Raw genomic sequence first — 23,471 nt, 5'->3', positions numbered from 1 at the left:
GCCGCGACCGGCCTACGCCCGCTCGACGGTCGCCGCCACGGACGGCGGCGGTACGGCCGGTGGCGGCACGGCCGGCTCGGCGGGGCTGACCCCGGCCCGGCGGGCGACCGCGACGGCGGCCAGTGTGGAGTGCACCCCGAGCTTGCCGAGCACGTTCTGCATGTGCGTCCGGACGGTGTGCGGCGACAGGTAGAGCCGTTCCGCGACGGCCTGCCGCCCCAGGCCGGCGACCATGCAGCGCAGGATCTGCTTCTCCCGCGGGGTGAGGGTGTCCACCAGGCGCTCGCTCTCGGTGCGGTCCCGCCGCGCGGTGGTGAGTTCGCGGATCACCCCGGTGAGCAGCGCGGGCGGCAGGTGCGTCTCGTCCCGCAGCACGCCCCGGACCACCGCGAGCAGCCGGGCCAGTGAACTCTCCTTGGCCACCCAGCCGGTGGCGCCCGCGTGCAGGGCACGGGCAGCGCGGTGCGGGTCGTCCGCGGTGGCCAGCACGACGGCGCGCAGGCCGGGGTGGGCGCGGCGGAGGCGGGCGAGCAGGATGATGCCGTCGGGCGGCGGGGCGCCGGGTCTGAGCTGGTCCGCCCGGAGCGGGTCGGCCGCCGACCTGGCCCCGCCGGGCGGCGCGCCCGGCACCGGGGCGGGCGACAGCGGGGAGGGCGCCCCGGGCGGTACGGCCGGCCGCCGCGGCGGCGGTACGGGCGGGGCCGCCCGGCGCCGGGCCTCCTCGGCGGGGTCCGTACCGGGCCGTCTGCGGGCCGTCGGCGGAGCCGCCCCGGGCGGCCCGACCGCTCCGGCCACACCGACCGCTCCGGCCCCCGCGCCCCCGCCGGCCCCGAGATCGGCGTCGATCAGCGCCACGTCGTAGGCCCGGCCCTCGGCGGCGGCGCGCTCCAGCGCCCGCTCGGCGGCGGCCGCACTGCCGGCCGCGCCCACCTCCACGTCGGGCTCGGCGGCGAGCGCCGCGGCCAGTGCTTCGGCGAAGATCCGGTGGTCGTCGACCACCAGGACGCGAATCCGCCCCATCGTCCCTCCCCCTGCTCAGACCGCCCGAGCCCGGGAGCGGGGACCGGCCCGGCGTCCGCGTTCCGGACCCGCCGTTCCGCCCGCCCACCGGTGGCCGGTGAGATCGAAAGGGCGCCGGCCCCCACCGGTACCGCACTCAGCGTACGGGGTCGGGAAACGCCCTCGTGGCGATTTGGTGAAGTTTCGTCAGAAGGTGCGTGAGCGTCCGGACTTGATTCCCGGGCCGTGCCGCGCCACCGTCGCGGCCGCCGTTCCCGGACGTTCCGGGTGCGGCGGCCGCGGCGGACGGCGGCCGTGCCTGGCCCGCCTGCAAGGCCGAGAGGGCCTACAAGGCCTACAGGGCCTACAGGCCGTTCTTCTCCAGGGTGAACTTCCAGGCGTCGGCGACGATGTCGTCCAGGTTCGGGCGGCGCGGGGCCCAGCCCAGCGCCTCGTGGGCGCGGGCGGCCGAGGCCACCAGCACCGCCGGGTCGCCGGCCCGGCGGCCCTCGACCTGCACCGGGATCTCCCGGCCGGTGACGCGCTTGACCGACTCGATCACCTCGCGCACCGAGAAGCCGCTGCCGTTGCCCAGGTTGCAGATCAGGTGCTCGCCCGACGTGGCCGCGTCCAGGGCCAGCAGGTGGGCGTCGGCCAGGTCCGCGACGTGGATGTAGTCGCGGATGCAGGTGCCGTCCGGGGTCGGGTAGTCGTCGCCGTACACCGCGATGTGCGGGCGCTGCCCGAGCGCGGCCTGGAAGACCAGCGGGATCAGGTGCGACTCGGGGTCGTGGCGCTCGCCGTACGCACCGTACGCGCCGGCCACGTTGAAGTAGCGCAGCGAGACGGCGGCCAGGCCGTGGGCGACGGCCTCGCTGGTGATCAGGTGGTCCACGGCGAGCTTGGTGGCGCCATAGGTGTTGGTCGGCGCGGTGCGGGCGGTCTCGGCGATCGGCACGGCCTCCGGCTCGCCGTAGGTGGCGGCGGTGGAGGAGAACACGAGCTTGCGCACGCCCGCCGCGCGCATCGCGCTGATCAGCTCCAGCGAGCCGGCCACGTTGTTGCGCCAGTACTTCTCCGGGTCCACGACGGACTCGCCGACCTGCGAGGAGGCGGCGAAGTGCAGTACGCCCTCGAAGGAGCCGTCCAGGACCTCGCCGGCCTCCTGGATCCGGCCCTCGACGAACTCGGCACCGGCCGGAACGCCCTCGCGGAAGCCCGTCGAGAGGTCGTCCAGGACGGTCACCTGGTGCCCCGCCTCCAGCAGGTGGGCGGCCACCACGCTGCCGACGTAGCCGGCGCCACCCGTGACCAGGTACTTACTCATGTTGCGACCTCCAGCGGGCGATGGTCCGCGCGGTGGGCGTGGCCATCGACGGAATCCGTACGACTGGGGCCATTCTCCCAACCCGTCGGGGTGCTCCGGACCACCCGGGCAGCTGCTCGCAGGCTCTTCACCAAGTCATCAGCCCCCGGACATCCGCTCCAGCAGCCCGGTGCGCGCCGCCACCGCGGCCGCCTCCAGGCGGGTCCGCGCGCCGAGCTTCATCAGCACCCGCTGGACGTGCGTCCGGGCGGTGCTGGCGGCGATCCGCATCCCGGCGGCGATCGCGGCGGTGTCCTCGCCGTCCGCGATCCGGGCCAGCACCTGCACCTCACGCCGGGTCAGCAGCCGCAGCAGCCGGACGGCCTCGTCGTCCGGCTCGGCCGCCGGGCGCAGCAGCTGGTCGAACGCGCCGCGCAGGACGTCCACCGCGACCGCGGCCTCACCCGCCCGGGCCCGCCCGATGGCCCGCTCGACGACCTCGATCCGCTCGTCGCTGGGCACGTACCCGGCCGCGCCGGCCGCGAACGCCCCGGCCACACCGCGTAGTTCGCCCACCGGCCCGAGCACGATCACCGCCACTTCGGGGCGCTCCCGGCGGATCCGGCGCAGCCCGTCGAAGGCGCCCGGCTCCCCCGGCGCGGCCACCCCCAGCAGGCACACCTCGGGCCGCCGGCCGGCCACCAGGTCAGCGGCGACACCGGCCGGGGAGCCCACCGCGAGCACCCGGTGTCCGCGCAGCTGGAGCGCGGTGGCCAGCGCCTCGGCCAACAGCCGGTGGTCGTCCACCACCACGAGTCGAACGCCCATGACGCCCTCCCGGTCAGGGTTCGGCTCGCGCCCGCGCCCTTCGGGCGGGCGGCCGATGACGCACCATCACAGCGCATTCCGTACCCGACCCGCCAGCCGTCGCGCGTCGACTGCGGCCGGAAACGCGAAAGACCCCCGCCAGAGGCGGGGGTCTTCCAGTTGAGCCCCCATGCGGAATCGAACCGCAGACCTTCTCCTTACCATGGAGACGCTCTACCGACTGAGCTATAGGGGCTTGCCGGGTTTTTGTTTTCCCGGGCCGGTCGAACAAGGAAGACATTACACGGCCGTCGGCCCGGAAGGGAAATCGGCTCCGCTCCGGGCATCCGGGCTTCCCGATCGCTCCGCGGCCTCGATCACCGGCGGGCGCCGTGGACCGCGCGCGTGCTCCGCGGCGTCAGCCCTCGGTGTGCGCGGCGTCAGCCCTCGGCGTGCGCGGCGTCGAACTCCTCGCGGGCCGCCATCATCTGCCCGGCGCGGTGCTCGGTCCACTGCCCGACCGGCGTGACCAGCTCGGCCAGCTCGCGCCCGAGCGGCAGGAGGTCGTAGACCACGCGCGGCGGCGTCTCCGGGAACACCGTGCGGAGCACCAGGCCGCTGCGCTCCAGGTTGCGCAGGGACTGGGTGAGCATCTTGCGGCTGACCCCGCCGACCCCGCGCTGGAGCTCGGAGAAGCGCTGCGGCCCGCAGGCGGCGAGGCTCATCAGGATCAGCAGCGACCACTTGTCGGCCAGCTCGGCGAACACCTCGCGGCTGGGGCAGAGCCGGGCGAAGAGGTCGAACCCCTGCTCCGCCGCGCCTTCCGACCCTTCCGGCACCTGCTGCTCCTCGCTCTGCCCCGCCCGGGCCCGGGTCGCTTCCTCCGTCGTCATGCCCTCCAGGGTAGCCCTCCGGTCTCCAATCCGCCCCTGGTAACTAATAGAGACCTGGTCTATATTGGAGACCGCCAACGGATCGGGGCCGGGCCGGGCCGCGTCAGTGCGTCCTGCCCCGGCGCCGTGCCCCGTCCTCTGCCGTCTGCTTTCCGCTTTCTGCTGCCGCCTCTGCCATCGCACCGGCTTCCGCCGGTCCACGCCGTCCCCCTGGAGCGCCCACATGACCGCCATCCGCCCGACCGTCGTCCTCGCCTACCACTCCGGCTACGGCCACACCGCCGTGATCGCCGAGGCCGTCGCCCGCGGCGCCGCCGCCGCAGGTGCCGAGGTCGTCCAGATCGCCGTCGACAGCATCACCGAGGAGCAGTGGGCCCAGCTGGACGCCGCCGACGCGATCGTCTTCGGCTCCCCCACCTACATGGGCACCGCCTCCGGCGCCTTCCACGTCTTCGCCGAGGCCTCCAGCAAGCGCTGGTTCACCGACGCCTGGAAGGACAAGGTCGCGGCCGGCTTCACCAACTCCGCCTCCAAGAGCGGCGACAAGGCCGGCACCCTCGGCTTCTTCCAGACCCTCGCCGCCCAGCACGGCATGAACTGGGTCAACCTCGGCCTCAAGCCGGGCTGGAACGCCACCACCGCGTCCGAGAACGACCTCAACCGCCTCGGCTTCTTCAGCGGCGCCGCCGCCTCCTCCCCCTCCGACGCCGGCCCGGAGGCCGTCCACAAGGCCGACATCGCGACCGCCGAGCACCTCGGCGCCCGCGTCGCCCAGCACACCGCCGTGGTGCTGGCCGGCCGCGCCGCCCTGGCCGGCTGACCGCTCCGCCCGACCCGGTCCGACCGACCCGCTCGGCCCGACCCGCCCGCCCCTCGCGCGCGCCTACGCCGCCGGATCCGCCCCCAGCAGGGGCGCCCGGCGGCGTCCGCCGTCCACCGCCCCGAGCTCGGCGCCGGTGGTCTCCGGCAGCAGCCGCAGGCAGCCCAGGGCCAGCACGCCCAACCCCGCCAGGTACCAACCCACCGGCTGCGCCGTCCCGTACGCCTCGGTCAACCGCGTCGCCACCAGCGGGGTCGTCGCCCCGCCGATCACGCCGCCCAGGTTGTACGTCAGCGCGGCACCCGTGTAGCGCACCCGCGTCGGGAACAGCTCCGGCAGGAACGCCGCCACCGGCCCGAACACGCACCCCAGCACCACCATCGCGCCCGCCAGCGCGACGAACATCAGCGACCGGCTCGCCGTCTCCAGCAGCGGGAACAGCACCAGCGACCAACCCGCGGCGAGCACCGTCGCCCACCACAGCGTCCGCCGCCGCCCCCACCGGTCGCTGCGCGCGGCACTCAGCCACACCGTCGCGGCCATCCCCACCGCGCCGATCAACAGCATCGTCAGGACCAGCGTGCTCGCCACCCCGAGCCCCGAGGTCGCGTACGCCAGCGCGTACGTCGTGGTCAGGTAGAACAGCGCGTACCCCACCGTGATCGCCCCGCCGCCCGCCAACACCGGGCGCCAGTGCTCACGCAGCACCTCCAGCGACGGCGCCCGCTCCCCGCGCCCGGCCGAGCGGAACAGCGGCGACTCCTCGATCCGCAGCCGTACGAACAACCCCACCGCGACCAGCGCGAACGAGGCCAGGAACGGCACCCGCCAACCCCACGCGCGGAACGCCCCCTCGTCCAGCCCGAGTTGGAGCGCCAGGAACACCCCGTTCGCCAACACGAACCCGCAGGTCGGCCCCAGCTGCAGGAACCCGCCGTACCGCCCCCGCCGTTCGGCCGGCGCGTTCTCCGCGATCAGCAGCGCCGCCCCGCCCCACTCCCCGCCCAGCCCGACGCCCTGGCACACCCGCAGCGCCACCAGTACGGCGGGCGCCCACCACCCCCACGCCGCGAACCCCGGCAACACCCCCACCGCCGCCGTCGCCAACCCCATCAGCAGCAGCGACACCACCAAGGTCGCCTTCCGCCCCACCCGGTCCCCGAAGTGCCCGAACACCACCGCCCCCAACGGCCGGGCCAGGAACGCCACCGCGTACACCGAGAACGCCGCCAACAGCGCCCCCACCGTGCCCAGTCCGGGGAAGAACACCGGCCCGAACACCAATGCGGCCGCCGTCCCGTAGATGAAGAAGTCGTAGAACTCGATCGCCGTCCCGATCAGCGCCGCGGCCGCGGCCCGACGCAACTGGCCCGCCTGCCCCGGCTGTTCCGCCCGCTTCGACCGCTCCGCCTGCCCCGACTGCTCCAACTGCACTGCCTGCCAGGCATCCTCCGCATCCATACCACCACCCTCACCACCCCGCCCCACCCCCACCAGCCCCCACCCGGGTGACCACGGCGCACCCCCGCGGACCCGCGCCCGGCCCGCACCCCACGCGCTCCCCGCAGCCCGCCGAACCCGGCGCCACCGCACGTATGCTGACCGTCCGTAGACCATCTCGACATACGGGGGAAACCGTGCCGGGCCCCTATTCGCGCGCCGCTCTCGCCGTCAATCCGGCCGTACTGGAAAACTGCGGGCAGACCGCCCAGCACCTCGGCAGCCGGATCCCGTCCGAGACGACGAAGATCACCGCCCCCGGCGACCAGGCCGCGGCCGCCCTCCGGGGCTGGCTCACCGGGCCCGCCATCCACGACTGCGCCGCCGGCTGGAAGACCCTGCTGGACAAGCTCGCCGCCGACATGGCCGGCAGCGGCACCAAGCTCTCGACCGCCGCAGCCGACTACCGCCGGAACGAACAGAGCCTGTCCACGGCCCTGACCGGCAGCGCGGCAACCACCCCGTGCGACCACCGGCCCCCGGCCGCCGACCCGTTCGGAACCGTCCTCACCAAGGACCTGTCCCCGACCGCCGAAGCCGCCCGGACCAACGGCGCCGGCAAGGCCCGGTGAGGCCGATGGACATCGCCACCCTCCGGAACGCCGACATCAACGGCATCACCACGGCCGGAGCCGCCTACGACGCCCTCGTCACCGCGCTGGGACGGCACGCCGAGTCCTGGCAGCACGAGGTCGCCGACCGGCTCGGCGCGGCACAGTGGACCGGGACCGCCGCCGAGAACGCCAGCGCCGAGATCCAGGCGATCGGCACCGAACTCCGACTCGCCGCGCAGGAACTCTCCTTCGTCAGCCGGGCCCTCGCCGAGGCCGCCGAAGGCTTCGCCGCCGCCCAGGCGCACCTGATCAACGCCCTGGACGACGCCGAGAAGCAGAAGTTCACCGTCGCCCCCGACGGGCGCATCACCTGGGATGACGAACCCACCTCCGCGAACCACCCCGGCGACCGGGCCGAAGAGACCGCCAAGGAACTCGGCCGCCGCATCACCGCCGCCCTCAACGAGGCCGCCCACGCCGACTCGGAGATCGCACAGCGGCTCAACCACCTCGCCCGCAACGCGAGCAGCGGCACCGGCCTGGACGCCGCCACCGTGCGGAAGGACCGGGAAGCGTTCGCCGCCCGCGAGGCCGTACCCCCCGCCGGAACCGACCCGGAGGCCGTGAAGCGCTGGTGGGACAGCCTCACCGAAGCCCAGCAGCAGCGCTTCGTCCTCAACCACCCCGACCGGATCGGCAACCTCGACGGCGTCCCCGCCGTCGCCCGCGACCAGGCCAACCGGATCAACCTCGCGCGGAGCAAGCAGGACCTGCAGGCCCGGCTCGACCGGCTCGGCCCCGAGCCGGAGCAGTTCCTCGGCTGGGCCAAGGGCGAGCCCATCCCGAACCCCGACTACGTCGCATGGCACCGCCGGCAGCAGGACCTGCGGGAGAAGCTGACGGCGATCGCGGCCATCGAGGGCCGCCTGACCGGCGACGGTGCGGAGTCCCACGACGGCACCCCGGCCTACCTGCTCGGCTACGACACCGGGGGCAACGGACGCGCGATCGTCTCCGTCAACAACCCCGACACGGCGGACAACGTGGTCACCCTGGTCCCCGGCACCACCTCCCGGCTCGCCACCGCCATCGGAGACGTCGACAAGGCCGACGAGATGGTCAGGGCCGCCGACCGGACCGACCCCGGCAGCCCCAGGACGACCGCCGCCATCGCCTGGGTCGGCTACGACGCCCCGCAGAACATCTTCCCGGAGGCGTCCACCGACGCGTACGCCGAGAACGCCGAGGAGGACCTGGCCCGCTTCCAGCACGCCCTGCGCACGACCCACGAGGGCACCCCCTCGCACAACACCCTCATGGGGCACAGCTACGGCAGCGTCGTCGTCGGCTTCACCATGCGCGACCACACCCCGCCGGTGGACGACGTCGTCCTCGTCGGCAGCCCCGGCGTCGGCGTCGACCACGCCGAGGACCTGAACATCGACCCCTCCCGCGTCCACGTCGCCCGGGGAAGCCAGGACACGATGATCAAGACCGCCGCCGGCACCGGCCTCCTGTTCGGACGCGACCCCATGGACACCGACTTCGGCGCCCGACACCTCCAGGCCGGCACCACCGACCACTCCCACTACTGGCTGCCCGGCACCGAATCCGTCAGGTCCTTCGGCGCCGTGATCACCGGCAACGGGGACCACCGGTGAGGCCGCACCGTGCGATCGCGGCAACGGTGACCGCCGGACTGCTGTGGACGGTCCCGGCGTGCACCGGGGACTCCGACGCCCCCACGATGACGCGGGCCCAGGCGAAGCAGCAGACCGCGGACTACGCGGGGCAGGCCATCGCCGACCTGCCCCAACCGGCCACCACAGCGAGCGGGCGGGAGAACGGCACCAACTGCTTCAAGAACGACGCCCCCTCGGAGTACGACGGCCGAGTCGTGGAGGTCACCGAAAAACGCCTCTCCGGCATCCCGGCGGACCGCCAGGCCGAATACGTCGAACGGCTCCGGGCCCGGATCGAATCCATGGGCTTCCACCGCGACGACTCCGAAGCCCTGCGCACCTCCATCCACTTCACGAACGCCGCCAACCGGTTCACCGGCTCCATCGACGGCGTCGGCAGCACGCACGGGACGCTCGTGATCGGCTTCACCTCCCCCTGCGTGTGGCCCGACGGCACCGCACCACCCCGCTGACCACCGACCCGGGCCACCGCCACCACCCCGGCCACCACCCCACCACGACCGGCACCAGAGTCGCCGGGCGCAGATCCAGCGACTCACCGCCTACCCCCAACGGCTTGAACTACGTCCTGTACGGGTTGTCCTCCGGCGCCACCGGCGGCTGGTGCGACGGCGGCGGCACCGCCCCCATCGGCTGCTGCTGCGGCATCGGCGGCATCTGGACCTCAGGCTGCACAACCGACTTCCGCCGCCGCACCACCACGACCACCACCCCGGCCACCAACACCAACCCGGCCACCACCCCACCCACGATCGGCACCACGCTGCCCGACCCCGACGACGCACCAACCTTCGGCTGCGCCGACGGCGCGCCTGCCGCCACACCCGTCGGGCTCGGCGCCGACGACGCGGGAGCCGACGCACCCGCCGAAGCAGAAGCCGACGGAACCGCCGACGGCGAAACCGCGTCAGCCGGAAGCGGCGACACATCCGCCGGCCCGGGATCGCCCGGATCCGTCAACGCAATACGCGGACGAACCGCACCCCACCCGGCACCATCCGTACGCTTGTCCTCGCCATTGGCCCGGCCAGCGGTGTTGATGAGCACCCGCAGAACCTGATTCGCCGTCCACTCCTTGTGAACCGCCCAGATCAGCGCCGCCGAAGCAGAAGCCAAAGCAGTCGCATCGGACGTGCCATGGCCGTTGCAATAGCCGGACGGAGCGGTGCAAGCCGCAATCGTGTCCTTGCCTGGAGCCGTGAGAGCAACCTGCGGCCCATACTCGGACTCGTCCGTCACGGTCCCGTTCCGATCGACCGCCCCGACACCCACGACATTGGGAAGCGCGCCCGGATATTCGATCGGATTTCCTGACTGAGCCTCATTTCCCACAGCAGCAAGGACCAGCACCCCCCTTGCTCGCGCTGCAGCAAGAATCTTGTTCAGCTTTGCCACATCTGCTGGGACGGCAGTCACCGAGTTGATTCCCTGCGAAATGCTGACGACCTTGGCTCCTTGGTCGACTGCGTACTGGACAGCCTGCCCGGTCTGGTCCAGGAAGTCGGTCGAGACGAGAGGACCGACAGAGCCATTGTCGATCTTCAAAGGGAGGATCTTGACCCCGGGCGCCAATCCATAGGCCCCCTTGCCTCCGTTGGCCTTCCCCGTTCCGGCGATGAGCCCGACCATCTGGGTGCCATGCCCGTCAGCATAGGAGCCAACCCCACCAGGGCTGCCACTGAAGTCCTTGCCTGGGAGGAACTGCCCCACGAGATCCGGATGGTCGAGCTTGAACCCATCGTCGATGACGGCGACCGTGATGCCCTGCCCCTGGGACACCTTCCACATCTCTGCGGCGTGCATGGCATCCAGATGCCACTGATCAGCGCGAATCGAGTCGGCTGCGTCCGCCGATAGTACGGCTGGGCCCGTCAGAATTCCCGCAGCCAGGAGCACCGCCGCAAGCCCCCGCCCACGTACTCGCGACTTCGTCCGCCCCATCACAGCTCCTCATCAGTGTCCCACCAGTGAGACCGGTGCCCCGAACAAGCCTGCCCGGCCACTGGGGAAGCCCAATGGCCGGGCAGTCGTTGCCGTCCTACTCAATCACGTCCGGGTTGCTGTGCGGCGTACCACTGGTCCAGGTTTCCTCGTCCTCGTGCAGGTAGTCCGCGCGGTTGCGGCGGTCGCGTTCCTTCCGGTTGCCGTGACCCGCCATACCCGGGGCCATCATGCCGTTCTGCCCGGACCGGGCACCGCCCTCGGCGACGCCCGCTGCGGCCGCGCGGTTGCGCAGGCCCGAACCGCCCGGCGTGAACTCCCCGCCGGCGGTCGGGCCCTTGCGGCCGCCGACCGTGCCACCCGTGGTCGAGGACAGGCCTCGGCCACGCGAGCTGCCGCTCCCCCCGACGACACCGTGGCCGCCACCCATGCCGGGGTGCATGCCCATGCCGTTCATGCCGTTCTGCCCACCGACGCGGCCGCCGCCGGGCCCCGCTTCACGAGAGCCGAAGACCGTACCGGAAGGGATGCCCGGGGTGCCGTTCTTCCCGGCGGTCTGGCCGCCGAACGGCGTTCGGGGGTTGACACTGCCGCCCTTGCCGGGAACGTAGTCGGTGCCACCGCCCTTGGTCTGGACGGAACCGCCACCGGGCCCGACAGGGAACCCGGGAATCGGGCCCCCGCCGGGTCCGCTGGGCCCACCGCCCGGTCCGGTGGGGACGGTCGGGTAGGTCGGAGTGCTGGTCGGTCCGCCCGTCGACACGGGGCCACCGCCGGGACCGGTCTGGGTCGGCGGAGCGGTCGGCAGACCGTCCAGCCCGGTACCCGGACGGTTCACCGGGTCCGACGGGTGGGACGGCGGGATCGAGGTTCCCGGGTCCTGCGGGTTCGAGGGCAACTGGCCACCGTTGTACGGAGGAGTCGGGGTGGTGTGGCCACCGCCGGACGGTCCGGTGGAACCCGTTCCCGGGCTGTACGGCGTCACCGAACCGCCGCCGTAGCTGCCTCCGCCGGACGGGCTGTAGCTGCCTCCGCCGCTTCCGACGTACGAGCGCGGGCTGCGCATGGAGCCGCCAGACCCGCCGCCATAGCCACCGCCCCCTGAGTACTCTGGGATGCCGCCCTTGCTTGCGCTATCCCCAGGCGTCCCCGGCAACTTCACGTCCTCGGGAATCCCGTTGAGCGTCGTCGTTGCCGCACTGTACGCCTGCGCCAGGTTGACCACCTGCCGGCTGGCCTCCTGGTGCTCCGCCACGACCTTCGCCTTGGCCTCGTTGTACGCGGCCTCGGTCACCCAGGCGTCACCCGCCGGCGTGTTGCTGCTCTTCATGTACTGGTCGATCGTCTGACCGACCGCGAGTTTGGCTGCCACACCGGCGGGAGCCTGCTGTCGCTCGTACTTGGCGACCAGGTCGATCGCATCCTGGGGAACCGGAGGCATCGCGACCTTGGCCGTGCTCAGTGCTTCACCGGCCTGGGTCATCGCACCGCCGGCGGTCGCCGAGTGCTGGCCGATGATCGCCGCGGACTTGTACAGGTTCCCGACCCAGGTCTTGAAGTTCTCAGCCGCCGGCCCCTCCCACTGGACCTGGCCGAGGTGCCCCTGGAGAGCCGTACTGAGCTCCGTCAGAACGCGACCGGCGTCCTGGAGCTTGGCGGCCCGCTTCAACACCATGTCCGGCTGCGTCGAGTCGACGAACCCCTTGAGTTCGACGTGCTCCATCGCGTGGTACTTCGATTCTCCTGCCATGACCTGCTCCCCGTCTCCCCGTTTCCCCGTGAGCCTCTCTCCCGCAGCGCCGTCAGAGGCTCGTGTTCCCGTTCTTCGCGGGCGAGTTGACACCCGCGTTCTTCGCGACCGCGTTCTGGGCGGCCGTGGTGTGTTCCTCGTTGGTCGAGTAGCTGCCGCCGGTCTTCGTGACCGCGTTCTGCATCGCCTCGATCTGGGACCTGATTTCCTTGTGGAACCGCACGAGCTGCGCGTGGACCTTGCCGTACGCGGTAGTCAGGGCCACCGCCTCGGTGAACGATCCCGGGCTGCCCCCGCTGACGAAGCTCGCCTGGGTCAGCTTCTGCTCTTCGAGCTTGTACGGCGCGGCCGCCGAGCCCTCCATCGCGGCGAGCAGTGCCTCGACCTTCGCGGCGAAGTTGGAGAGCGTCTGCAGCTCCACCTTGACGTCCTGCTTGCCGAACGCCGACACCAGGTCGTTGGCACTGAAGTTCGTCTGCACGGTGCTGACGACGCGGTTGATGCCGAAGCCGAAGGGGCCGAACGGGTCGCTCAGCATGAATGGCGTGTCGTCCGGGCCCGCCGGGGTGTTCGGGTCGGTACCCGGGGTGCTCGGGTCGGGAGTCGGCGCAGGACTGGGCGAAGGGTTCGGCGACGGACTCGCCGAGGAGGTCGGAGTCGGGCTCGGAGCCGGGCTCGGCGAGGGACTCGGCGTGGAACTCGGCGCAGGGGTCCCCGACGGGCTCGGGGACGGACTCGCCGAAGGGCTCGCCGACGGAGTCGGCGTCCCCGAACTTGATGCACCATTGCCTGCCACAGCAGTTCACCTCTCCCCCGTACGGCCGGTCGCTCCCCGGCACCCGGGGGGCTTCCGTGCCGCAACGCAACACACCGTCAACTTCTGGTTCGTGCAGTCGCCGTACCGTCGTGGTCGGCGAACCGCCCGCCCTGTGGGCGGTTTTCGCCTCCGTCATCGTAGCCATCACCTCTGTCGCATCGGCAGGGCCCTTGGCCCGCGCGTACGCGATCGGTACGAACTTGACACGTACAACCCGCCTTCCGGGCTGCCGGGTAGACTTATCCGGTACGCCCCATCTGCCGCGCAATGTCGCACAGCAGCGACTCCAGGCCGCAGAACGGACGTGTCCGCATGAGCTCCCCGAACGCCGTTTCCTGGTGGGCCCGCGCCGCGCGGCCCGCGCGGCCGCCGTTGCCGCTGGCGCTGATGGTTCGGGCGGCGGTGGGCATGGCGGTGCCGTTGGCGGTGGGTCTGCTGGTGCACCGGCTCGATCTGGGGGTGTTCGCCGGGCTCGGGGCGATGCACGCGACGATGAACGACCGTGCCGAGCCGTCGCGGTTGCGGGCGGCCCGGATCGGGACGGCCGTCCTCGCCTCCGCGCTGGGCATGCTGCTCGGCACCGCCCTCCAGCGCGCCGACGCCGACGGTCTCACCCTGGGCGTCGCACTGACGTTGACGGCTTTCGCTTCCGGCGCCCTGAGCGCGACGGGTCCGCGGGGGTCGGCGGCCGGGATGCTGCTGTTGGTGTCCGCCGCGCTGGGGAGCGGGATGCCGTTGCCGGGGCCGTGGTGGGCGGCGGCGCCGATGATGCTGGCCGGGGCCGGGTTCGTGGTGCTGCTCGGGTTGCCGGCGGGGGCGCCGGGGCGGCCCGCCGCGGATCCGCGCAACCGGGCGCTCGCGGCCGCGTACGACGCGCTCGGCCGGACACTGGCCGACCTGGGAACGTCCCGGGCGGCGGCCTCGCGCCGGGTGCTGACGGCCCGCCTGAACCAGTTCCAGGATCTCCTGCCCGGAAAGCCCGGAAAGCCTGCGAAGACCGTCGACCCGACGAGCCGCATGTACGAGGCCGCCCTCGCCGCCACCGAGGCGGCGACGGGCCTGTTGTGGGCCCGGCGCCCGGTGCCGCCGGAGGTGGCGGAGGTGCCGAACCGTCTCGCGGCGGCGGTGCGGCGCGGCGGCGGCGAGGTCGCGGTCCCCGGGTGGCGGCCGGACACGCCGGCCCGGCAGGCCCTGGACGTGGCCCTGCGGGCCGCCGCCGACACCGTGGCGGGCCGCGACGCGCAGCTCGGTACGGCGCCCGCGCCTGCGCCCGATCCCTGGCGGCTGCGGGTGCGCCTGCTGTCCGGGCCATCGGTGCGGTACGGGCTGCGGGTGGCGCTGTGCATCGCGGTCGGGTCGGCGGTCACCGCCAACTACCCGCTCGGCAAGAGCTACTGGGTGCCGATGACGATCGCCTTCGTGCTGAAGCCTGACCTGGGGTCGGTGTTCCTGCGGGCGGTGAGCCGGTCGGTCGGCACGGTGCTCGGGGTGGCCGTCACCGCCGCGCTGCTCGTGCTGACCACCGAGGAGTGGGCGCTGGCGGTGGTCGCCGCGCTCTGCGTGGCCCTGTTGCCGTACGCCACCGCGGCGCACTACGGGCTGAACACCGTGGTGATGACGCCGATGGCGCTGGTCCTGATCCAACTCGGCGGCCAGAGCGGCGCGGCGGAGTTCCGGCCGCGGGTCCTGGACTCGGTCCTGGCCAGTGCGGTCGTCCTGCTCTTCGGGTACCTGTTGTGGCCCGAGCGGCCGCGCCACCGGATCGAGCCCCGGTTGGTGACGGCGACGACGGCGCTGCGGGCCTACCTCGACGCGGTCACCGCCGGACGCGCCGAGCGGGCGGAGGTGTGGCTGCGGCGTACGGCCTACCGGTCGCTGGCGGATGCCCGCCAGGAGGTGCAGCAGGGGCTGGTCGAACCGCCGCCGACCGGCCGGCTGGCGGAGCGGTGGCTGCCGGCGACGGCGGCACTGGAGCGGCTGGGCGGCGCGGTGGCGGCGTTCGCGGCGCAGGTCCGGTACGGCGGCCGGGTGCCGGACCCGGCCGAGGTCGACCGGGTGCGCCTGGCGCTGGACGAGCTGGCCGCCGCCGCCCGCGCGCATCGTCCGCCGACCACGCCGACCGACGGTACGGCCACGTCGCCCGTGCCGACCACGCCGCACGACCCCACGCTCAGCGCGCTGGGCCGTGCGGCGGACGAGCTCGAAACGCTGCTGGCCGCGAGCTGAAGCGACCGCCGGCTCACACGACTCGGACGACTCAGACCTGCTCGGCCAGCTCCAGCCAGCTCATCTCCAGCTCCTCCTTCTCGTCCCGGACGGCGCGCAGCTGCGCGTCCAGCTCCGCGACCTTGGAGAAGTCGGCGGCGTGCTCGGCGAGTTGGGCGTGCAGCTTGGACTCCTTCTCGTCCAGCTTGGCGATCTGCCGCTCCAGCTTCTGCATCTCCTTCTTGGCCGCCCGCAGGTCCCCGCCGGACAGCCCGGGAGCAGCGGCCTCGGCCACCGGGGCAGCGGCGGCGGGGGCGGGGGCGGCCTGGGCGGCCATCCGGGCCCGCCGCTCCAGGTACTCGTCCACGCCGTTCGGCAGCATCCGCATCTTCTTGTCACCGAGCAGGGCGTGGACGACGTCCGTCGTCCGCTCGATGAAGAAGCGGTCGTGGCTGATGACGACCATCGAGCCGGGCCAGCCGTCGAGGAGGTCCTCCAGCTGGTTGAGCGTCTCGATGTCCAGGTCGTTGGTCGGCTCGTCGAGGAACAGCACGTTGGGCTCGTCCATCAGCAGCCGCAGCAGCTGGAGGCGGCGGCGCTCGCCACCGGACAGGTCGCCGACGGGCGTCCACTGCTTGTCCTTGCCGAAGCCGAACTGCTCGCACAGCTGGCCGGCGCTCATCTCCCGGCCCTTGCCGAGGTCGACCCGCGAGCGGACCTGCTCGACGGCCTGCAGCACCCGGATCGCCGGGTCCAGCTCGGCGACCTCCTGCGACAGGTAGGCCAGCCGCACGGTCTTGCCGACCTTGATGACGCCGGACGCGGGCTGCACGTCCCCCTCGCTCGCGTACGCGTCGCGCAGGGCGCGCAGCAGCGAGGTCTTGCCGGCGCCGTTGACGCCGAGCAGGCCGATCCGGTCGCCGGGGCCGAGCTGCCAGGTGAGGTTCTCCAGGAGCAGCTTCGGGCCGGCCTTGACGGTCACGCCCTCCAGGTCGAAGACGGTCTTGCCGAGCCGCGCGTTGGCGAACTTCATCAGCTCGGACTTGTCGCGCGGGTCCGGCACGTCGGCGATCAGCGCGTTGGCCGCCTCGATGCGGTAACGCGGCTTGGAGGTACGGGCGGGGGCGCCGCGGCGCAGCCAGGCGAGCTCCTTGCGGGCCAGGTTCTGGCGCTTCTGCTCTTCGACGGCCTCGATCCGGGAGCGCTCGGCGCGGGCGAAGACGTAGTCGGAGTAGCCGCCCTCGTACTCGTGGACCTCGCCGTGCTGGACGTCCCACATCCGGGTGCAGACCTGGTCGAGGAACCAGCGGTCGTGGGTGACGCAGACCAGCGCGGAGCGGCGCTTCTGCAGGTGCTCGGCGAGCCAGTTGATGCCCTCGACGTCGAGGTGGTTGGTGGGCTCGTCGAGGACGATCAGGTCGGGCGAGCCGAGCAGCAGCTTGGCGAGGGCGATCCGGCGGCGCTCGCCACCGGAGAGCGGGCCGATGACGGTGTCCAGGCCGTCGGCGAAGCCGGGCAGGTCGAGGCCGCCGAAGAGGCCTTCGATGATGTCGCGGATCCGGGCGTCGCCGAGCCACTCGTGGTCGGCCCGGTCGGCGATCACCTCGTGGCGGATGGTGGCCTCGGGGTCGAGCGAGTCGTGCTGGGTGAGGACGGCCATCTGCAGCCCGCCGGAGTGGGTGATCCGACCGCTGTCGGGCTCCTCCAGCTTGGCGAGCATCCGGATCAGGGTGGTCTTGCCGTCGCCGTTGCGGCCGACGACGCCGATCCGGTCGCCGTCGCTGACGCCCAGGCTGACCGCGTCCAGCAGGGTGCGGGTGCCGTAGACCTTCGTGACGGACTCGATGGTGGCGAGGTTGACGGCCACGTGTGCTGCGCTCCTGGGTTCGGCGGTCGCGGGGCGGCCCGCCGCCCCTGAATCGGGGACACCCCGATCTCCCCAGCCTAATGGGCCCGCAGCGACGGCCTCACCGCGCTGCTCCCGCGGCACCGCGCCACGGGAGCGATGCCCCCACCGCGCCACTCCGAAAGCAGGCGGCCCCCCACCGCGCCACTCCGAGAGCAGGCGGCCCGCCGCCCGTTACTCCGGGAGCAGCGCGGCCCCCGGCACCGGCCCGTAGGTCGCGTGCGCCGTCCGGCAGGTGCCGGAGGCCCGCAGCGCCGCGGCGACGGCGGCGGCCGCGTCGGCGTCCTTCGCGAGGAAGGCGCAGGTCGGCCCGGAGCCGGAGACCAGCGCGCCGAGGGCGCCCGCTTCGGTGCCGGCCCGCAGGGTGTCCGCGAGCGAGGGGCGCAGCGAGAGCGCGGCGGGCTGGAGGTCGTTGACGAGCACGCCGGCCAGGGCGACGGCGTCGCCTCCGGCGAGTGCGGCGAGCAGGGCCGGGTCGGCGGCGGGGGTGGGGACGTCGGTGTCGCTGGAGCCGGTGCCGGCCTCCTCGCGGAGCCGGTCGCACTCGCGGAAGACGGCGGGGGTGGACAGGCCGCCGTCGGCGACGGCGAAGACCCAGTGGTAGGTGCCCTCGACGGCGAGCGGCTCCAGGATCTCGCCCCGGCCGCGGCCCAGCGCGACCCCTCCGAGCAGGGCGAACGGCACGTCCGACCCCAGCTCCGCGGCCAGTTCCAGCAGCGTCCCGAACGGGGTGTCCAGCTGCCACAGCGCGTCGCAGGCGACCAGCGCGGCCGCACCGTCGGCGCTGCCGCCGGCCATGCCGCCGGCCACCGGGATGGCCTTGGCGATGTGCAGGTGCACGCCCGGGTCGGCGATGCCGTGGTGGGCGGCGAGCAGCCGGGCGGCGCGGGCGGCGAGGTTGCTGTCGTCGAGCGGGACGACGGCGGCGTCCGGCCCGGAGCAGGTCAGGGTGACGCCCTCACCCGGGGTGGCGGTGACCTCGTCGCCGAGGGCGACGGCGAAGAAGACGTTGGTCAGGTCGTGGAAGCCGTCGGCGCGCAGGCCGCCGACCCCCAGCTGGACGTTGACCTTGGCCGGCACCCGTACGGTGATCACTCGCTGTCCTTGTCCTTCTGGGGCTTGTGCTCGGCGATGGCGGCGAACTGCTCCACGGTCAGCATCTCGCCGCGCAGCTTGTGGTCGATCCCGGCGGCGGCGAGCGCCTGCTCCGCCCCGGCGGCGGAGCCGGCCCAGCCGGCCAGGGCGGCGCGCAGGGTCTTGCGGCGCTGGGCGAACGCGGCGTCGACCACGGCGAAGACCTCCGCGCGGCTGGCGCTGGTCTTCGGCGGATCGCGGCGGATCAGCGAGACCAGCCCGGAGTCGACGTTGGGGGCGGGCCAGAAGACGTTCCGCCCGATGGCGCCGGCCCGCTTCACGTCGGCGTACCAGTTGGCCTTGACCGACGGAACGCCGTACACCTTGTTGCCCGGCTTGGCGGCGAGCCGGTCGGCGACCTCGCTCTGCACCATCACCAGGGTCCGCTCGATGCTCGGGAAGGTGGCGAGCATGTGAAGCAGGACGGGCACGGCCACGTTGTACGGGAGGTTGGCGACGAGCGCGGTGGGCGCGGGCCCGGGCAGCTCGGTGACCTCCATGGCGTCGCTGAACACCAGGTCGAAGGCGTCCGCCTTGGCGGGCATCCGGGCCGTGACGGTGTCCGGCAGGTGCTGCGCCAGCACGGGATCGATCTCGACCGCGGTCACGTGCCGCGCCACGTCGAGCAGCGCGAGCGTCAGCGAGCCGAGCCCCGGCCCGACCTCCACCACCGCGTCCTGCTCGGTCACTTCGGCGGCCCGGACGATGCGCCGCACGGTGTTGCCGTCGATGACGAAGTTCTGCCCGCGCTGCTTGGTCGGCTTCACGCCGAACGCGGCCGCCAGCTCCCGGATGTCGGCGGCGCCCAGCAGGTGGCTGTCAGGGGTGGGGTCGGTGGTGCTCACGCGCCAAGGATACGGGCGCGGGCGGGGCCCGGGTTCCGGGCACCCGGGGCCCCGCGCCGCGTGTCAGTACCCGAAGGCCCGCGCCGTGTTCTCCGCGATGGCCGCCGACAGCTCGTCCTCGTGCAGCCCCAGGGTGGCGGCCATCGAGCGCACCGTGACCGGTATCAGGTACGGGGCGTTGGGCCGCCCGCGGTAGGGGTGCGGGGTGAGGAAGGGGGCGTCGGTCTCGACCAGGATCCGGTCGAGCGGGGTGGCGAGCAGTGCGTCCCGCAGCGGCTGGTTGGCCTTGAAGGTGACCGGCCCCGCGAAGGACAGGTACCAGCCGTGCTCGGCGCAGGTCTTGGCCATCTCGGCGTCGCCGGAGTAGCAGTGGAAGACGGTCCGCTCCGGGGCGCCTTCGGCCAGCAGGACGTCGATGACGTCCTCGTGGGCGTCCCGGTCGTGGATGACCAGGGCCTTGCCGTGCCGCTTGGCCATCTCGATGTGGCGGCGGAACGACTCCTTCTGGATCTCCACGCCCTCCGGCCCGGTGCGGAAGTAGTCGAGCCCGGTCTCGCCGACCGCCAGCACCTGCGGCAGGGCGGCGAGCCGGTCGATCTCGGCGAGCGCCTCGTCCAGGGCGGCGGCGCCGCCGGCCTTGCGCTGCTGGCCGGACCAGCCGTCCGCGTCGCCGAGGAAGATCCGCGGCGCCTCGTTCGGGTGCAGGGCGACGGCCGCGTGCACCTGCTCGTACTGGGCCGCCAGCTCGGCGGCCCAGCGCGAACCGGGCACGTCGCAGCCCACCTGGACCACCGTGGTGACCCCGACGGAGGCGGCGCGGGCCAGGCCTTCGGCCGGGGTGCCGGACTGCATATCGAGGTGGGTGTGCGAGTCGGCCACCGCCACTGCCAGGGGTTCCGGCAGCGGCGGCGGGGTCGACCGGTCGTCGTCCTTGGCGGCCATGTCAGGCGGCCGGCTTCTCTTCGAGGCGCGGGAAGAGGATCTCGCCCTTGGTGACGGTGGCACCGGCGGGCAGCCGGCCCCAGTCGGCCACGGTGGCGATGGTCTGCGCGGACAGCGCGCCCAGACCGGCGGCGTCGGCGCCCAGCGAGGCCCACAGCTTCTCGGCGGTGGACGGCATCACCGGGTTGAGCAGGACGGCGGTGGCGCGCAGCGACTCGGCGGCGGTGTAGAGGATGGTCGCGAGGCGCGCCCGGCCCTCCTCCGAGTCGTCCTTGGCGACCTTCCAGGGCTCCTGCTCGGTGATGTAGCCGTTGACCTGCTTGACGAACTCGAAGATCGCCGCCAGGCCGCCGGCGAAGTCCAGCTCCTCGCCGATCTTCCGGTCGGCCGTCTCGACGGCCTTGGCCAGCCCGTCCTCGACGGCCTGCTCGGCGTCACCGGGCGCGGTGGCGGCGGGCAGCGCCCCGTCGAAGTACTTGCCGACCATCGCGGCGACCCGGGAGGCCAGGTTGCCGAAGTCGTTGGCGAGCTCGGAGGTGTAGCGGGCGGTGAAGTCCTCCCAGGAGAAGGAGCCGTCCGTGCCGAACGGGATCGCCCGCAGGAAGTAGTAGCGGTACGCGTCCACGCCGAAGTGCGAGGTCAGGTCGGTGGGCGCGATGCCGGTCAGGTTGGACTTCGACATCTTCTCGCCGCCGACCATCAGCCAGCCGTTGGCCACGACGCGCTTGGGCAGCGGCAGGCCGGCCGCCATCAGCATGGCGGGCCAGATGACGGCGTGGAAGCGGAGGATGTCCTTGCCGACCAGGTGGACGGAGGCCGGCCAGAGCTCGGCGAAGCGCTCCGGGTCGCTGCCGTAGCCGGCCGCGGTGATGTAGTTCTGCAGCGCGTCGACCCACACGTAGAGGACGTGCTTCTCGTCCCAGGGCAGCGGCACGCCCCAGTTGAAGGTGGAGCGGGAGATCGAGAGGTCCTGCAGGCCCTGCTCGACGAACCGCAGCACCTCGTTGCGGGCGGACTCGGGGGCGATGAAGCCGGGGTTCGCGGCGTAGAACTCCAGCAGCTTCTCGCCGTAGGCCGACAGCCGGAAGAAGTAGTTCTCCTCCTCCAGCCACTCCACCGGCTTCTTGTGGATCGGGCAGAGCTTCTCGTCCGCGGTGGCGCCGTCGAGCAGCTCGTTGGGGAGCTTGTACTCCTCGCAGCCGACGCAGTACGGGCCGGAGTAGCCGCCCTTGTAGATCTCGCCCTTGTCGTACAGGTCCTGGACGAACTCCTGCACGCGGTCGGTGTGGCGCTGCTGGGTGGTGCGGATGAAGTCGTCGTTGGCGATCTCCAGGTGCTCCCAGAGCGGCTTCCAGGCCTCCTCGACCAGCTTGTCGCACCACTCCTGCGGGCTGACGCCGTTCGCCTCGGCGGTCCGCATGATCTTCTGACCGTGCTCGTCGGTGCCGGTCAGGTACCACACCTTCTCGCCGCGCTGGCGGTGCCAGCGGGTGAGGACGTCGCCCGCCACGGTGGTGTACGCGTGGCCCAGGTGCGGGCGATCGTTGACGTAGTAGATCGGGGTGGAAACGTAGTACGCCGGGGCGCTCGTCCCGGTGGTGCTGTGGTCTGCAGTGGCCGCCATGGTCGGAAAGCTTAGTCGGGCGGGCGGACCGCCCTCGACCGAGTTCCGTCCGGTCGGGGGCGGTCCGCCCGTGCCCTGCGGCGTCAGCCCAGCAGCCGCGCCCAGAACCGGGCCCAGCGTCCGCGCGGCTTGTCGGGCGCGGCCGCCGGGGGCGGCCCGGCCGGCTCGGCGTGCGCCGAGAAGCCGGGGGCGTGGTGCCAGGACTGGTCGGCGGAGGTCACCCGGCCCTCGCGCATGATCCGGACGGTGTGGCCACCGCACCCGGGGCAGGTCGGCTTGAGCAGCGGGGACGGCACCCGGACACCGTTGGCGTGGTACTCGAACACGACGTGCCCCTCCTTGGACGCGTGGTGCTCGATGTCGTACGCCTGCTCCCAGCCGTACCCGCAGCGCAGGCACGCGAAGGAGTAGGCCTCCCGTACGGTCTCGACGGGAGTGTGCCCGCGGCCGGCCAGGCCCGCGGTGCTCAGGGGGCTACCGATCGTCTCGCTCATGCGCCCACCTCGCTTCGCTCAGCGGCCGCTCCGCGAAACGCGCACCTCTTGTCGGGTCGCTCGCTACGCTCGCTCATTGCCGTCTCCCAGCGCCCGCCGGACGCTCGCCCGGCTGGGTCTTTCCCTTTCAGGGAATGCCCGGACCACCTCGGCCGACGCCCCACTTGTGAAGACTTGGATGCGGGTTGGGGAGCCCTATACGAAGGGCCTCCCCGGGACCGAAAACCGCGACCGAAACTTCAGCTCCACGGGCGTTTACCGGGGCCTTCCCTCCAAGGTACGACTACCCGTGCGCAACGCAACCCCCGGATTTCACCCCTTTTTCAGGCCCGGGTCCTGGCCCTCCTTCTTGGCCGCCACGACGGCGTCGAACACCTCGCGCTTGGGCAGCGAGAGCTCGACCGCGACCGCCGCGATGGCCTCCTTGCGCCGCTCCCCCGCCTCCTCGCGCACGGCCACCAGCCGGGCCAGCTCGGCCGGGGTCAGCTCCTGCGGCGCGGCCGGCGGGGCGCCGGCGACGACGACGGTGATCTCGCCCTTGACGCCGTCGGCCGCCCAGGCCGCCAGCTCGCCGATCGGCCCGCGCTTGACCTCCTCGTAGGTCTTGGTGAGCTCGCGGCAGACGGCGGCCGGGCGTTCCGTCCCGAACGCCTCGGCCATCGCGGCCAGCGCCTCGGCGATGCGGTGCGGCGCCTCGAAGAAGACCATGGTGCGGGGCTCGGCGGCGATCGAGGCGAGCTGCCTGGCCCGGTCGCCGGTCTTGCGCGGGAGGAAGCCCTCGAAGGTGAAGCGGTCGACCGGGAGGCCGGACAGCGCGAGCGCGGTGAGCACCGCGGACGGTCCGGGCACCGCGGTGACCTTGACGTCCGCCTCGACGGCCGCGGCGACCAGCCGGTAGCCGGGGTCGGAGACCGAGGGCATGCCGGCGTCGGTGACCAGCAGCACCCGGGCACCGCCCGTCAGCGCCTCGACGAGTTCGGGGGTGCGACCGACCTCGTTGCCCTCGAAGTAGGAGACGACCCGGCCGGCCGGGGTCACCCCGAGCGCCTGGGTGAGCCGGCGCAGCCGGCGGGTGTCCTCGGCCGCGATGACGTCCGCCGTGGCCAGTTCGTGGACCAGTCGGGGCGGGGCGTCCGAGACGTCGCCGATGGGGGTGCCTGCGAGAACCAAAACTCCTGTCACGTCCCCCATCCTTCCAGCTGCCGCCGCGCGGGGCTTTTGGTGATGATTC

20 protein-coding genes and 1 tRNA gene are annotated in these 23,471 nt (G+C 72.9%); 5 read left to right on the top strand and 16 right to left on the bottom strand.

The annotated features are described in order from the left end of the window. Positions 1-12: 12 nt before the first annotated feature. From ACZ7KX_RS31925 to ACZ7KX_RS31905, 5 genes are all read right to left on the bottom strand, one after another. Positions 13-1,020 carry a LuxR C-terminal-related transcriptional regulator gene (locus ACZ7KX_RS31925; protein ID WP_470329493.1) on the bottom strand — a complete coding sequence of 336 codons (1,008 nt, stop codon included), beginning with the start codon at positions 1,018-1,020 and terminating at the stop codon, positions 13-15. Positions 1,021-1,363: 343 nt separating this feature from the next. Then, on the bottom strand, positions 1,364-2,326 hold the full coding sequence (galE, locus tag ACZ7KX_RS31920; protein WP_470329492.1) for a UDP-glucose 4-epimerase GalE: 963 nt from the start codon (positions 2,324-2,326) through the stop codon (positions 1,364-1,366). Positions 2,327-2,464: 138 nt separating this feature from the next. Further along, positions 2,465-3,133, bottom strand: a complete 669-nt coding sequence (locus tag ACZ7KX_RS31915) for a helix-turn-helix domain-containing protein (RefSeq protein ID WP_470329491.1) — start codon at positions 3,131-3,133, stop codon at positions 2,465-2,467. 162 nt (positions 3,134-3,295) lie between these two features. Next, positions 3,296-3,368, bottom strand: a tRNA-Thr gene (locus tag ACZ7KX_RS31910). Between the two features lie 184 nt (positions 3,369-3,552). After that, entirely contained in the window at positions 3,553-4,005 is a 453-nt protein-coding gene (locus ACZ7KX_RS31905; protein ID WP_470329490.1) for a winged helix-turn-helix transcriptional regulator, read from the bottom strand. 223 nt (positions 4,006-4,228) lie between these two features. On the opposite strand from ACZ7KX_RS31905, the gene ACZ7KX_RS31900 reads away from it, so the two are divergent. Then, entirely contained in the window at positions 4,229-4,825 is a 597-nt protein-coding gene (locus ACZ7KX_RS31900) for a flavodoxin family protein (protein ID WP_470329489.1), read from the top strand. 63 nt (positions 4,826-4,888) lie between these two features. Here the strand turns inward: ACZ7KX_RS31900 and ACZ7KX_RS31895 are convergent, their stop codons facing one another. After that, the gene (locus ACZ7KX_RS31895) at positions 4,889-6,286 is read right to left on the bottom strand and encodes an MFS transporter (protein WP_470329488.1); all 1,398 of its coding nucleotides are present in this window, start codon (positions 6,284-6,286) and stop codon (positions 4,889-4,891) included. A 176-nt stretch (positions 6,287-6,462) separates the two neighbouring features. On the opposite strand from ACZ7KX_RS31895, the gene ACZ7KX_RS31890 reads away from it, so the two are divergent. The 3 genes from ACZ7KX_RS31890 to ACZ7KX_RS31880 are packed head-to-tail and all read left to right on the top strand — an operon-like array spanning position 6,463 to position 9,034. Further along, positions 6,463-6,897, top strand: a complete 435-nt coding sequence (locus ACZ7KX_RS31890) for a hypothetical protein (protein WP_470329487.1) — start codon at positions 6,463-6,465, stop codon at positions 6,895-6,897. A gap of 5 nt (positions 6,898-6,902) precedes the next feature. Continuing rightward, on the top strand, positions 6,903-8,540 hold the full coding sequence (locus ACZ7KX_RS31885; protein WP_470329486.1) for an alpha/beta hydrolase: 1,638 nt from the start codon (positions 6,903-6,905) through the stop codon (positions 8,538-8,540). Beyond that, on the top strand, positions 8,537-9,034 hold the full coding sequence (locus tag ACZ7KX_RS31880; RefSeq protein WP_470329485.1) for a hypothetical protein: 498 nt from the start codon (positions 8,537-8,539) through the stop codon (positions 9,032-9,034). Before ACZ7KX_RS31885 ends, ACZ7KX_RS31880 begins: the two co-directional genes overlap by 4 nt. 109 nt (positions 9,035-9,143) lie before the next feature. Here the strand turns inward: ACZ7KX_RS31880 and ACZ7KX_RS31875 are convergent, their stop codons facing one another. The 3 genes from ACZ7KX_RS31875 to ACZ7KX_RS31865 all read right to left on the bottom strand — a co-directional run bounded on the left by ACZ7KX_RS31875 (position 9,144) and on the right by ACZ7KX_RS31865 (position 12,811). Next, positions 9,144-10,385: a S8 family serine peptidase gene (locus ACZ7KX_RS31875; protein WP_470329484.1), complete on the bottom strand. Its 1,242-nt coding sequence runs from the start codon at positions 10,383-10,385 to the stop codon at positions 9,144-9,146. A 235-nt stretch (positions 10,386-10,620) separates the two neighbouring features. Next, complete coding sequence (locus ACZ7KX_RS31870; RefSeq protein ID WP_470329483.1) at positions 10,621-12,366, bottom strand: WXG100 family type VII secretion target; 1,746 nt, start codon at positions 12,364-12,366, stop codon at positions 10,621-10,623. Continuing rightward, positions 12,326-12,811: a hypothetical protein gene (locus ACZ7KX_RS31865; protein ID WP_470329482.1), complete on the bottom strand. Its 486-nt coding sequence runs from the start codon at positions 12,809-12,811 to the stop codon at positions 12,326-12,328. The genes ACZ7KX_RS31870 and ACZ7KX_RS31865 overlap by 41 nt, the downstream gene beginning before the upstream one ends. A 591-nt stretch (positions 12,812-13,402) precedes the next feature. On the opposite strand from ACZ7KX_RS31865, the gene ACZ7KX_RS31860 reads away from it, so the two are divergent. Then, positions 13,403-15,316: an FUSC family protein gene (locus tag ACZ7KX_RS31860; RefSeq protein ID WP_470329481.1), complete on the top strand. Its 1,914-nt coding sequence runs from the start codon at positions 13,403-13,405 to the stop codon at positions 15,314-15,316. A 31-nt stretch (positions 15,317-15,347) separates the two neighbouring features. Here ACZ7KX_RS31860 and ACZ7KX_RS31855 read toward each other — a convergent pair whose 3' ends face one another. The 7 genes from ACZ7KX_RS31855 to rsmI all read right to left on the bottom strand — a co-directional run bounded on the left by ACZ7KX_RS31855 (position 15,348) and on the right by rsmI (position 23,422). Continuing rightward, positions 15,348-17,162 (bottom strand): ABC-F family ATP-binding cassette domain-containing protein, encoded by a 1,815-nt coding sequence (locus tag ACZ7KX_RS31855; RefSeq protein WP_470329480.1) that lies wholly within the window; start codon positions 17,160-17,162, stop codon positions 15,348-15,350. Between the two features lie 213 nt (positions 17,163-17,375). After that, complete coding sequence (locus ACZ7KX_RS31850; protein ID WP_470329479.1) at positions 17,376-18,296, bottom strand: 4-(cytidine 5'-diphospho)-2-C-methyl-D-erythritol kinase; 921 nt, start codon at positions 18,294-18,296, stop codon at positions 17,376-17,378. Further along, positions 18,293-19,180: a 16S rRNA (adenine(1518)-N(6)/adenine(1519)-N(6))-dimethyltransferase RsmA gene (gene rsmA / locus ACZ7KX_RS31845; RefSeq protein ID WP_470329478.1), complete on the bottom strand. Its 888-nt coding sequence runs from the start codon at positions 19,178-19,180 to the stop codon at positions 18,293-18,295. The genes ACZ7KX_RS31850 and rsmA overlap by 4 nt, the downstream gene beginning before the upstream one ends. A 63-nt stretch (positions 19,181-19,243) precedes the next feature. Continuing rightward, entirely contained in the window at positions 19,244-20,122 is an 879-nt protein-coding gene (locus ACZ7KX_RS31840) for a TatD family hydrolase (RefSeq protein ID WP_470329477.1), read from the bottom strand. Between the two features lies 1 nt (position 20,123). Beyond that, on the bottom strand, positions 20,124-21,746 hold the full coding sequence (metG, locus tag ACZ7KX_RS31835) for a methionine--tRNA ligase (RefSeq protein ID WP_470329476.1): 1,623 nt from the start codon (positions 21,744-21,746) through the stop codon (positions 20,124-20,126). A gap of 83 nt (positions 21,747-21,829) precedes the next feature. Next, entirely contained in the window at positions 21,830-22,240 is a 411-nt protein-coding gene (locus ACZ7KX_RS31830; RefSeq protein WP_470329475.1) for a hypothetical protein, read from the bottom strand. Between the two features lie 312 nt (positions 22,241-22,552). Continuing rightward, complete coding sequence (gene rsmI / locus ACZ7KX_RS31825; protein WP_470329474.1) at positions 22,553-23,422, bottom strand: 16S rRNA (cytidine(1402)-2'-O)-methyltransferase; 870 nt, start codon at positions 23,420-23,422, stop codon at positions 22,553-22,555. Positions 23,423-23,471 lie beyond the last annotated feature (49 nt).

The sequence above is a fragment of the Kitasatospora sp. NPDC038210 genome, assembly GCF_055600605.1.
The sequence above is the reverse complement of the archived record's forward strand: the minus strand, read 5'-3'. Positions and strand labels throughout refer to the sequence as shown.